Annotated in this window: 11 protein-coding genes and 1 pseudogene; 10 read left to right on the top strand and 2 right to left on the bottom strand. The window is 33.7% G+C overall.

The window, feature by feature from the left end; all coding sequences use genetic code 11:
- Window positions 1-96: 96 nt before the first annotated feature.
- From GYM75_RS09185 to GYM75_RS09140, 10 genes and pseudogenes are all read left to right on the top strand, one after another.
- Entirely contained in the window at window positions 97-660 is a 564-nt protein-coding gene (locus GYM75_RS09185; protein WP_220215662.1) for a DNA-3-methyladenine glycosylase I, read from the top strand.
- A 12-nt stretch (window positions 661-672) separates the two neighbouring features.
- Entirely contained in the window at window positions 673-1,257 is a 585-nt protein-coding gene (locus tag GYM75_RS09180) for a YdcF family protein (protein WP_220215661.1), read from the top strand.
- A gap of 127 nt (window positions 1,258-1,384) precedes the next feature.
- Complete coding sequence (gene mnmE, locus GYM75_RS09175) at window positions 1,385-2,746, top strand: tRNA uridine-5-carboxymethylaminomethyl(34) synthesis GTPase MnmE (protein WP_220215660.1); 1,362 nt, start codon at window positions 1,385-1,387, stop codon at window positions 2,744-2,746.
- Window positions 2,747-3,193: 447 nt separating this feature from the next.
- Window positions 3,194-7,471, top strand: a complete 4,278-nt coding sequence (locus GYM75_RS09170; RefSeq protein ID WP_220215659.1) for a toxin VasX — start codon at window positions 3,194-3,196, stop codon at window positions 7,469-7,471.
- A gap of 19 nt (window positions 7,472-7,490) precedes the next feature.
- The gene (locus tag GYM75_RS09165) at window positions 7,491-8,171 is read left to right on the top strand and encodes a hypothetical protein (RefSeq protein ID WP_220215658.1); all 681 of its coding nucleotides are present in this window, start codon (window positions 7,491-7,493) and stop codon (window positions 8,169-8,171) included.
- Window positions 8,172-8,180: 9 nt separating this feature from the next.
- Window positions 8,181-8,390: a hypothetical protein gene (locus GYM75_RS09160; RefSeq protein WP_220215657.1), complete on the top strand. Its 210-nt coding sequence runs from the start codon at window positions 8,181-8,183 to the stop codon at window positions 8,388-8,390.
- A gap of 117 nt (window positions 8,391-8,507) precedes the next feature.
- A complete protein-coding gene (locus GYM75_RS09155) occupies window positions 8,508-8,858 on the top strand; it encodes a hypothetical protein (protein ID WP_220215656.1) in 351 nt (116 codons plus the stop codon).
- A gap of 9 nt (window positions 8,859-8,867) precedes the next feature.
- Complete coding sequence (locus GYM75_RS12320) at window positions 8,868-8,996, top strand: hypothetical protein (protein ID WP_255556765.1); 129 nt, start codon at window positions 8,868-8,870, stop codon at window positions 8,994-8,996.
- A gap of 127 nt (window positions 8,997-9,123) precedes the next feature.
- Window positions 9,124-9,357 carry a hypothetical protein gene (locus GYM75_RS09150; protein WP_220215655.1) on the top strand — a complete coding sequence of 78 codons (234 nt, stop codon included), beginning with the start codon at window positions 9,124-9,126 and terminating at the stop codon, window positions 9,355-9,357.
- 375 nt (window positions 9,358-9,732) lie between these two features.
- A pseudogene (locus GYM75_RS09140) lies at window positions 9,733-9,917 on the top strand (IS256 family transposase); the annotation flags it as partial.
- A 145-nt stretch (window positions 9,918-10,062) separates the two neighbouring features.
- Here the strand turns inward: GYM75_RS09140 and GYM75_RS09135 are convergent.
- A complete protein-coding gene (locus GYM75_RS09135) occupies window positions 10,063-10,449 on the bottom strand; it encodes a hypothetical protein (protein WP_220215653.1) in 387 nt (128 codons plus the stop codon).
- A 405-nt stretch (window positions 10,450-10,854) separates the two neighbouring features.
- Window positions 10,855-12,273, bottom strand: coding sequence for a HEPN domain-containing protein (locus tag GYM75_RS09130; RefSeq protein ID WP_220215652.1), 1,419 nt, complete (start codon window positions 12,271-12,273; stop codon window positions 10,855-10,857).
- Between the last annotated feature and the right edge of the window lie 588 nt (window positions 12,274-12,861).

Raw genomic sequence — 12,861 nt, 5'->3', positions numbered from 1 at the left:
TAATTTCGATATTAATCTTATAATATTGAAATTCCTTTTTTGTAAATGAAGACAAAATTATTCATAATACAACCAATTTGTTAGGATATTATTTAAATGACAGTTCAAGAAATAATACGTTGTGACTGGGTTTCAAATGATCCTTTATATATAAATTATCACGATAACGAATGGGGTGTTGCCCAGTATGATAGCCTCAAATTATTTGAGAAAATCTGTTTAGAAGGACAACAAGCAGGATTATCTTGGATCACGGTATTGAAAAAGCGTGAAGAATATCGGCGCTGTTTTTTTGATTTTATCCCAGAAAAAATTATTACGTTAACCCAAAAAGATGTTGAACGTTTACTCGAAAATAAAGGATTAATTCGAAATCGATTAAAACTTAATAGTATTATAAAAAATGCACAGGCTTATCTAACAATGAAAAAAAATAATGAAGATTTTTCGACATTTATTTGGTCTTTTGTCGACGGTAAACCGATTATCAATCACTACAAGGATATTAGTGAAGTGCCTGTAAGTACCGATATTTCTGATAATATGTCAAAAGCTTTAAAAAAGAGAGGCTTTTCTTTTGTTGGTTCAACAATTTGTTATGCTTTTATGCAATCAATGGGGTTAGTCAATGACCATTTTGAACATTGTTATAAAAAATAGGGGTTAAAATAAATGATCGTTAAATTAATTAAGTACGGCTTAGTGTTAATCTTTACTTATTTTGTTATAACTAACATCGTTATTTATCTTTATTCTAAACAAAATCCGGCGCCAGATGCTGATACCTTAGTTGTATTAGGTGCACAAGTTGTTGGTACGCCTGCTGTTCCTCATTACAGTTTAGCTCAACGTTTAGATATTGCCTTCGATTATTTACAACATAATCCACGAACGAAAGTTATTGTATGTGGGGGACAAGGTAAAAATGAGTCTGCGACCGAAGCGAGTGTGATGGCACAATATCTAATTCATAAGGGTATTGACCCAAAACGTGTTTACCAAGAAGATAAATCGACTCGAACGGCTCAACAATTTGTCTATGCGAATCGTGTATTGCCGTTAGGTAAGACAGTTGTGGTAACCAATGATTTTCATATTCTGCGTTCGCTAATGCTGGCTAAACGTTCAGGCTTTAACGAAATATCAGGTTTATCGGCGCCATTAGGCTGGGGAAATGGAGATAAATATATTGCACTAATAAGAGAACCCCTAGCATTGGCAAATTCATGGTTATTCGATCATCCAAATAACGACTAATAATTAGCCGACTTATCCTGTCACTAAAATTATAAAAGAATAACGGCAAAACCTATAGTCCTTAATGTTTTTGCCGTGCGTCCATGCTATTATTAAACATTCAAATTTAAATCAGCTATAAACATATATGAAATTAGATACAATTGTTGCGCAAGCAACACCACCCGGTCGAGGTGGTGTGGGCATTTTGCGAATTTCGGGGCCACAGGCGCAAACCGTTGCACAAGCGATACTCGGCAAAATACCAAAACCTCGCTATGCTGAGTATCTTCCTTTTTTAGCTTCTGACGGTACAACCTTAGACGAAGGAATAGCGCTATTTTTTCCTAATCCTCACTCATTTACGGGTGAAGATGTACTAGAGTTACAAGGGCATGGTGGGCCTGTCATTTTAGATTTGCTTTTAAAACGGGTATTAGAGATTGCTAACGTCCGTATTGCAAAACCGGGTGAATTTTCAGAGCGTGCTTTTTTAAATGATAAATTAGATTTAGCCCAAGCCGAAGCCATAGCCGATTTAATTGATGCGAGTTCTGAACAAGCTGCAAAATCAGCGATTTCATCCTTGCAAGGCGTGTTTTCGAAAAAAATTAATGAATTAGTTGAATCATTAATTCATTTACGCATTTTTACTGAAGCTGCGATAGATTTTCCTGAAGAAGAGATCGACTTTCTATCAGATGGCAAAATAGAAGCACAACTTAATGAAGTGATTACTCGCTTAAACGAAGTTCGCCAAGAAGCGAAACAAGGCTCACTATTACGAGAAGGAATGAAAGTGGTGATAGCCGGTCGCCCAAATGCAGGTAAATCAAGCTTACTTAATGCGTTGGCTGGTCGTGATGCGGCGATTGTTACCGATATTGCAGGCACAACGCGTGACGTATTACGTGAACATATTCATATCGATGGTATGCCCTTACATATTATTGATACCGCAGGATTACGTGATGCCAGTGATGAAGTTGAACGCATTGGTATTGAACGTGCTTGGCAAGAAATTGAACAAGCAGATAGGGTACTATTTATGGTCGATAGTACCACCACAACCGAAACCAATCCCGAAAAGTTATGGCCAGAATTTATAGAACGTTTACCCAAAAATATGCCTGTCACCGTCATACGTAACAAAGCAGATTTAACTGGCGAAGCATTAGGTTATAGTGAAGTCAATGGTTACTCACTTATCCAACTTTCCGCACGAACAGGGGACGGCGTAACACTACTGCGTGACCATTTAAAACAGGCCATGGGCTTTACCAGTAGTACTGAAGGCGGCTTTTTAGCGCGTCGACGACATCTGCAAGCACTGGAAAAAGCGTCAGAACACCTCAACAATGGTAAGTACCAACTGACGGCTTTCCATGCAGGCGAACTCCTTGCCGAAGAACTTAGACTTGCCCAAGAAGCGCTAAGTGAAATCACTGGCGAATTTACCTCCGACGATTTATTAGGTCGTATCTTCAGTTCGTTTTGTATTGGGAAATAAAGTTTAACTAGGTTACTGCATTTAAATTTAATGAATTTTCATAGCGTTACTCTCTAAAATAACTATTGCAAAATGGTTAAAAAAAGAGTAATTTTATGTTTAGATATTGTTAATTTTTTTTAAAAAATATCTAAAATATAAAATTGCATAAATTTGAAAGCAGTAACTGAAAAGATCGAAAAATGGTTAGTTTATTGTTTTTTTATTTAATATTAAATCAAGTAAACTTCATTTGTGAATACAAAATAAATCATAATATCTTGCCTTAAGGTCAGATATATTAATAGGTACAAACCTGCCACATTGTAAACTTCACACTCATCGCTTCAATTTTAACAATATCTTATTTAAATATCGCAAAATAAATATTTTTATATTTATCAGGCGGAAATAACTCACATTAATTTGAGTAAAAAGAAATATTAATAAAAAATTGGAATGATTTAAATGGAAAAGCATACAACCACCAAAACTACAAAAGAAGAACAAGCTGCTGAACTCGAAGATCGCATTATTTATGCTGAAGCAACTAAGTATGGCAAGGATTCTCAATCAGCTTTAGCCAATGGAGGTTGTGGCGTTTGCGAACGTAAAGGATTTCCCATTTTTCTGGTCAGAAAAGCGCCGATTAATAAAAATTTTAACTTAGCCCAAAATATGGGTGAAACCATTAAATTATTGGAAGACAATCGAGAGCCACCCATTGGCTTAGTCAGCCATAAATATGTCTACCGAACCTTACGCGTCGGTTACGTTTATATCTTAGTCAAACATAAAACGAATGGGTGGGAGTTTTTAGGATATGAAGTGACGCCTTCAGGCGTATTTCGCCATAAAACCATTACTGACCTAAAAGAACGAAACATAAACGAGATCCCTAAAGCGTGTACTAAAGGTGGCAATCACCATATACCCGGTTCTTTTATCAATATTGACACCACAATATATGAAGGCGAAGCCTACATTGCCTACACTCGTCGAGCCTGGTCTCAAGGTAAAAACAGCACAATAGAAAAATACCTAAAATTAATGAATGAATCCAGTATCATTATTGAATCAGCTTCGAAGAGTAAGTCGACTTCGACAACCGGTGATGCTTCGACAAGCGAACATTGGGAGAACAAGATTTTTTTAGAACAAGCGATAAAACGTTTTACTAAAATTAACCTGAATCAAGAAGCATACAAAGATCCAAATAAATTAACTGACGAGGGCAAGCGAAGTTTTGAGTTTAAAAAACTCAAATCCGATAATTCATTATTGGAGCTGGCTGCTGATCCCAGATTTATCATCACACATGATGGTAAAAAACGTTTGTTAAGTTCGAAAAACTTTATCACAGCCCACAAATTTAACTCATTACGAGACAGGTCAAAGACAAATAGTAAAGAGTTTTTAGAGACAAGCTTTGTCTTAGATGCGCAAATTGAGAAATTAGAAAAAACGCGTCAATACAAAGTCCCTGTTGTGGTTGTGGAAGATACGTTTGGTATAGCGGAAGAACTGAGCTTACAACGACAATTAAGGATTGAGCCCATAGCGCAACTGGTGATTAAATCCGAAGAGATTTATAACCAAAAAATTGAAGAACATTTCAACAAAATTCTGGGGTCTAAACGTGTGGATAGAATAAGTCATGAAGAGACCAATGATGAAAATGTCAATCAATCCCCAAATTCAAATAACCTAATGATAAGCCAAGATTATGATTACTATTACAATGCGACGTTGGCTGCCGGAGTAAATGCAGATTATTTTAAAGAAGAAACACTGCATAAACGTAAAACGTTATCATTGATAAATGAATATCGTAATCAAATCAAAGCAATAGAATTATCAAAAGCACAAGAAGAGCCAGAATATGACTATATATCAAAAACCAATATAGGAGCGTACGAGCAAACTCATACTTGGCCAAGAACAAAAAACTTACTATCAAAGGGATATTTTGAAGTTCCGATGACAGATGAAGAAAAACGTAACCACCTGAAACAAAAAAATAAAGAAAAAGGGATTTTTAAAACCGAAGAATATTACGATGTCAAAGCTTTTAAACATAACAGTATAATAAATGGTCGGGCAGAACTCGATGCTTTATCGAGAACCCGCAAACATATGGAAAAATATGAAAAGCGATTAAACCCGGGGGCTGAAACGCAATTTACCGATTTAGAAAAAAACAGATATAACGCTATAATCCGTTCGATTAATCACTTTTCGCAGGACTATTTGTATTATTTGCTATGGTTATTTGGATATCAACACTGGTCACAACACACTCCAGACGAAATGAGTCAATTTAATGATTGCAAATTTTGGTTAATAGAGTGTGATACCAATTGTTCTAACAACCATGTAGGTTATCTTTCGGATTTTTTAGCAATGATAGATTTTACGTCTATCGGCGGTGTGAAGAGCCAAATACAAATAGCATTATGGGATAACTTAATCAATTATGGCGATAGTATTTTTTATCATCTGCTTGATGGACGAAGTAACAGTTTTTGGGCGTTAATCATAAAAAAACGCCTTAACATCATGAAACAAGAGCTGGAAGCGCACAGTCATTTATACTCGCCGATAGAAAACAAAACCGACGAACAAATAGCGCAATATCTTGGCGACGCGGAAGAAAATGAATTAAAGGCGAAAGCAAAGCGATTGCAGGAAACCAAAACGATATTACAAGAGCTGGAAGCGGAAACAGAGTCAAACCAGTTAGATGAAAAATTCTTCTGTGAAAAAGGCGAGCTTGTGTTGACGCTTTATTCGATACTCATATCACGTGTACTTTCATGGCATTCCAACTTTACAGAAGAAGACCTTGGCGCATTACACTATCTGTGTATTCAAGAACGATTATTTAAGTTGGTTGCTGAAAGCGCGTTAGTGATAAGTGGCGAATTGATTTTTCATTTTCAAATGAAAAATATTCCGGTGTTAGAGTTACGTGAATTTAATCAATATTTTGAACCGTTGGGATACCGTAGCACAAGTTCACCCTATCCGGCTTATTCGAAAACAGAAGAAAGTCAAAATGGGGTGATTGATTGGAATTTTGTGATAACAGCCAACAACTATATCGATATTGGCTTAAAACTAGTCGATATCATCAATGACCGTAACGTGCTGAGAAATGGCTCGGTATTATTTCAACGATTAGAAAGCTATATACTCGATAGATTTTCAGGCATAAATTCGAACGCAAGATTTCCTGCCAGAACATTAAAAAATACCGGGGTGTCAATTTATAATCGGGTCGCCAAACTACAAGGCGAGTCAATCTTAAACAGTATAAAAAATGCCGGGATTGACCCGACAGCTAAAATGACGGTATTTGGTGGCAGCATAGCCTTTGTTAAATCGATTTCAGCAGGATTACAATCAGCCGCCACCTACCTCAACTACACCGAAAACTTGCGAAAACTGGAAGATACAAACTTAAGCGAAACCCTGCGTTATGAAATTAAACGCGATTTACAGTTTGGCATATATAAAGTTGCAGCAAGTTTTGCGCTGGTAGTCAACGAAGTTTTAACTCTTATCAATATGGGGTTATCTCATTTAGCCGGGTCGTTTATTACAAACCGAGCCAATCTCAGTCTTTTAGTCAATGGGGTGTTTAAAACCTCTGCCATGGTAGCGGGTGTCGTTGGCGTATTAGGTAGTGCGATATCGATAATGGAGGGGTTTTTCTTAATCGCCCAAGGACAACAAAAAAGTGGAGCAACCAAAACAGCGTATTGTATTGCCGGGGGGCTTCAGGTACTGGCTGGTGTATTAAGCTTAGCCGGCTCGGTAGGTATATGGTTACAAATAACCGCCTTTTTAGGGCCGCTAGGGGTAGGGATTTTTGTTTTAGGTTTAATTGCGGGGGCAGTATCAGTCATTTTACTAATTATCTTTGAAGATGAATCAGACAAATGGGATAAAATGCAACTCTGGTTTAACCGCTGTTTATTGGGTTTAAATGAACACCCGGATAAAGGGCAACCCTACTTACCTACGTTTGACAGTATGGCAATGGCAATTAATGATTTTATGGTTGCCATGCTGGGGGCTAATGTTGCTATTCAGTTAGAAAAAGAGAAGATTTATTATGTCAAAAAAATGCGTCAATATTTAGAAGGTGTCAACAATATTGACAAAATTAAAGACAAATATAAAGACCAATATAAAGTCATATATAAAAATAAAGATTGTCCTAACCTTGCAGAAATACAAGCAATAGGTGTTAAAGCCAGAAGCCGCGAAATTTATCTGTCGGTGGCATTGCCCCATTACAAACCAAAAGTGAGTCATTACGAAGGTGTGCTTCGCGCTTATAATAAAGACTATCAAGAGCCCATTACCTTGCATATAAGCAAAGGAGAGGAATACCCAATTTTAACCTTTGCCGATAGCTCAGCCATCGATTTATTAATTAAACGGGAAACTCCATTAAAACCCGTTGATAAAGAAATTGAACTTGATATAAACCAAATAGGTAAAGTTGAAGCTTACAGTAATGCGGTTGATTCAAAACAACAAAATCTTGGTTATTTTAAAATTGTTTATAAAATGGGCGAGTTTTGTTATGACGGCATTGAAGAGCTTTATTTACAAATTAATTACTGGCCACAGGGCAAAACGTCGACAAATAGCAAAAATCAAACCGTCACCAATAAACCGTTGGTGTTTATTGACAGTTACAAACATCATCACTCCACCTTGGGCGGATTTTAAGAATATCAGGAGAACCACATTGAAAACATTAACTAAACTTACCTTACTGACATTCATCACCTGTTCACTATTAGGTTGTTATAACAAAGAAAAACTAAGGGAGCACATTCAAAAAGAATATGAAAGGTCAATGTCGTTAACCAAAACCAAAGGAAATTTATGCTATTATCTCGGTTCAGTAAAACTACCGTATACGGATGAACCGGTATTAGAAAGTGATACTCAATGGGCGAGTTGGAATAAAGGTAAATTAGCGAAAACCTTACCACTGTTTGCTGAATTAGGCTTATTAAACCAAATGCCAGTAGAAGGGCAATCAGGCATTTATCGCTATGATTTAACCGATTTGGGGCGTGAATATTGGTATCAATATATTAATAATAATGGTAAGAAAACTATTTACTATAGCTCTTTTTGTTATGGCCCCAAAAAAATAGTAAAAGTAAAAGATATAACAGAAAAAACGTATGAAAGTGGGTTATATCGAAAAAATCAGACAAATGTGTATGTAAAAATTGATTTTCAAGTATTGGATACGCCTGATTGGGCATTAAAGGGGCAAGATAAGATTAATGAGTTATATGGTAGAAATTCCGTGTTTCTACCCAATAAAATTTATCCTGATACCATAACCTTTATCAAAGGCGATGACGGTGAGTTATATCATGAACCCATAACCCTCTTTATGATGAAACCTTAGAAGCACGCAATGAAAACATTAACTAAATTCACCTTACTGACATTAATCACCTGTTCACTGTTAGGTTGTTATAACAAAGAAAAAATAAGGGAGCATATTCAAAAAGAATATGATAGGGCAAGATCAATCACTAAAACCAAAGGTGACTTTTGCTATTTTCTCGGTTCAGTAAAACTGCCGTATACTGATGAGCCGGTATTAGAAAGTGATACTCATTGAGCGAGTTGGAATAAAGGTAAATTAGCGAAAACCTTACCACTGTTTGCAGAGTTAGGCTTATTAAGCCAAACGCCGGTAGAAGGGCAATCAGGCATTTATCGCTATGATTTAACCGATTTGGGGCGTGAATATTGGCATCAATTTATTGATAATAGAGATAAAGACCCTATTTACAATAGTTCATTTTGCTATGGTCCTAAAAAAATAGTAAAAGTAAAAGATATAACAGAAAAAACGTATGAAAGTGGGTTATATCGAAAAAATCAGACAAATGTGGATGTAAAAATTGATTATCAGGTATTAGATACGCCTGATTGGGCGTTAAATAATCAAGATAAGCTTAATGCCTTATATACAGTAAAAGTCAAGTTGCCAGGAAAAAATTATCCAGAAACTGTTACCTTTATAAAAGGCGATGACGGTGAATTATATCATGAACCCATAACCCTCTTTATGATGAAACCTTAGAAGCACGGAATGAAAACATTAATTAAACTTACCTTACTGACATTCATCACCTGTTCACTATTAGGTTGTTATAACAAAGAAAAACTGAGGGAGCACATTCAAAAAGAATATGATGAATCACTAGCCATTACCTTTTAGTGCCTATATTGTTCAGGGTATGTTTACTATGTTACTGTAAGGTAATAGAGCACTTTGTTTAAAATATATTTAACACTTAGATAAACATCAAAATTAATGTAAGCACTGTATAAAAGGAAATACTTTTATGTTAATAAAAATAGAAAGTTTTTATGGCGATTCATTACTCTCTGGTAAAGTGTCATCTATAGGGCAATTAAAACATCGAGTGATGACAGTAGTAGCCGATTGCGATATACAAGATTTTATATCTGTTTTTTGTGCTCGTTATAGCTATGATATTTATCCATATGATGAAAGCATTCAAGTAGATTATGTGATTGATCTAGATACTTATTTAGTATATAAGCCTGTTTATTAACATATAACGCACTTTGTTTCATATTTTCTATTTATAACGCTTAAAGTTATAAAAGCGTGTACTCAATCTGCATTCTGTTTTGAAAGATCATAATTAACCAAATAAGAACCCATCATATTACTTTGTACAGTCACTTGATCCTCGCCAAAAAAGTAGACAGATATTGCCTCTATGATATAAATGAAAATCATAGGAGGACACATCATGGTCAAAAAATTTAGTCCTGAATTTAAACAACAATCGGATTATTATTCATTATCAAATTCACATCTTTCAATCAGTGAGGTCGCAGGTCGCCTCGGTGTTGGTAAATCAACCACTTGAAAGGCAATTGGCACCCAATAAAACCAGCCGCCGAGAGCTAACCGAGGATCAAATAGTGTTATTCGTCATGCTATCAAGAAACCTAAGGTTTTCCCGAACGATGCCTCAGTTAAAAAGGTTATCTATTTAGCGATACAACAAGCATATAAAAATGGACTATGCCTATTCAAAACTGGAAAAGTGCGATGAATCGATTCATTATAGAATTTGGTGATAGAATGACTCGTTACCTCTAACTAGCAAATACACAAAATTTAGGATAGGGTCTAATGAAAAGTCAATAAAGGATCTTATTTTTATTGATAAATAATTTTTATGTCGTCTAAGAGGAAATAAAGGCTTTATTCTTCTTTCCTCTTTCTGTTGAGATATATTTTATAACTAATTATCGATAACATTAGCTTTGGATTGTTTTTCCAATTTAGAGTGATAAAAATATAAATACAATAATCCAAAAGGAGCTATAAAAACAGAGAAAAAAAAGCATATTCCCATAGTCATTATTTTTAAGAATAAAAATAAAAAGATATTTGAGATAATTATATTATCACCTATTATAAACTCTATAATGCTTTCATAAACGAACCTAGAATATGGATAAAATCCCCACAGGATTAAAGCAATTGTAGTTGGAACTATAATATCAGATAATTTCAACTGAGATATAGGCATTAATATAAGTATAACAAAAACAAAACCGAATAAATATTGTCGGAACAAATAACTTCTTTCTAACCCACCAAATGTTTTTTTAAAAAAATTAGCCATAAAAAATTCTCCCTTATATATATCATGAAAAAAATATTACACCACATAAAATTACTGTTGAAAACAGTAAAATGTAAATAATAATTTGATCATAAAAATAACTTTTGTGGTATCAGTAGGTCGAGTTAAAGAACTTGCTTCGCCAGTATACAAAAATAGGTTAACAATCATTTTATCTATTAAAGGTTATTGATAATCATAGTTTTTCTATATTGATAACCAATCAAAAAATATATTTACAGGGGCATTATTTTATTAATAGCTTAATTTTCTTAATTAACTATCAGGCAACAGCGTTGCTGTTCTCCTTGAATATTTCTTTATGGCATACCAAACAATTCTCATACAAGAATATAATTTATGTCAGATATGATGATTTGGTTTGAAAATAAAAAATCGAATATTTTATTCGGTCTTATCCTTTTTTTTGATTTCTTCAATTTTATTTTTTAATTTAGTGCAATTTTCAACCGTCTTTTTGATATCTTCAGTAGTGAAGCCAATAACATGTAAAAAGTGAAACTGGAATATAACTTCCATTTTTAAACATAGAATCCAAAGATCTCGTCCAGTAACTAATTTATCTTTTAAATTTTCATCATAATGAGTTAAATAATTTCTAGTATTTACAATTTGTCTCAAAAGTTTATTTCTTTCACTATTTGTTCCCAGAAAACATTTAAATGGTTCAATAAGCATTTTCAACCTTTTACTCAGGGTAATTTCATTTCCATGCATTAGTCTGCCTTTAAGCCATTCTAAATGTTCTTCGGGACATGCACCAAGAATTTTAGATACTAATGATTCATAAACTTCTTTCTTCATTAATTTCTCATCACTAGTTCTTCGGTGATATGTTTCTAAACCCTGTACTAAAGCTAGAAACCTACCATCAAGATATTTTTGATCTCCTCTTTGAGTTGAAAAGTATAAACTAAATGCGGGAGATAAATACTCATAAGCATTTAACCAATTGTTGAATATTTGCTGAGCATTATTTCTTATAATTTTGAAATTGAATAACATTTCAAAAGAATGACGTTTAGGTACAGTTTCTACAAATGGTATGGCTTGATAGAATAATTTAATTTCAGTTGGGTATTCGTCTTCACCTAATTTATCTAGTTTTTTAGATGATGTTGCTGAAACATTTTTTATACTCACAACTTTGTCCATAGCAAAGCACATAAGGTTGGTTATCTTATAGGCAATAGCTATAAAATCATTTAATTTACGTAACTCTTCAGATTTTAATGTAAAATAAGCCTTTTGAGTAATCTTTGCCTCTTTTATATGAGGAAAACTAGGAGATGTGTAATGAAAATTAATTTCAATTTCCATCCCATTATCAAGTATAAAATTTATTTTTTCAGGTCTGTTATAAGAAATACTTACTGATCTATTTTTCCAATCACTCTCTACATGAATACCACTTATTTCAACCCATTCATCTAAGCAATCAACAGAAAAAGAAAATGTATTAAAAGTAACGATTTCATCGGCTCCCCATTCAGCCCCACTCAAAACTGTATTAGCCAAAATTTTTGATTTAGTTATGTTTCCAAATCCAAAACTTTTCTTAAGATAAATGCAATTTTCCAGTGTTACTAATCCATCGTCTTCGACAAATCCAATTATTCTTTTTAGACGAATATTTTCATGTTCACAAATAAATCCAATTTCTTTATCTTCATCAAAATTACCCATGATTTCTAATTCTGCCCGTCCACCATCATAAATGGAGAGAACCCCAGCTATTGAATTCTGTTGATTTTCAGGAAGCCAAAAATAACCAAATTTTATATATTTCTCTTCAAGTCTCATAAAATGTTCCTTTCAAATTTAATGGTTATACAGTCTAAATATATCGTTATTTTGGATCACCAATACTGATCAATAGACGTCCCTTGGACTTTGCAACCAATTAGATTTGTTCCATTATTTATTTAATTATATCAAATGATTATTTATCTCTCATTTCTAAAAAGTTTTTCATGACTTAAAAGCGATTTTTTAAATTATCAATAATTTTAATTAAAACACAGCGGTATTCTATGAGATTTTTTGAGCATCTATTTATGTCATTTAATGGGTAATTGAAAAAATTGTGAATCAAATAGATTACTTCATGTTATTTCAAAGTATCTTTCTACTTGATTAACTATTAGCTGCGGATAATGTTAAATTGTTATATCGGTTTCCTTATTTATATAACATAGTTTATAACCTAATTGCCAAACTTTGTTATCACTTCGACTTACAAATAAAAAGATTTCCTTACCATTCATCTTATTATTTTATGGCGGTGGTATTTATATTAGTTAAGTTGAATGTACAAAAAACTTATCTTTCAAAGTTTATCATTGATTTTTAGAGTTATTTTTACTTCAATTGACATCTATTGATTTGAAT

Origin of the sequence: Gilliamella sp. ESL0441 (genome assembly GCF_019469185.1) — a bacterium.
Classification (GTDB): Bacteria; Pseudomonadota; Gammaproteobacteria; order Enterobacterales; family Orbaceae; genus Gilliamella.
The sequence above is the reverse complement of the archived record's forward strand: the minus strand, read 5'-3'. Positions and strand labels throughout refer to the sequence as shown.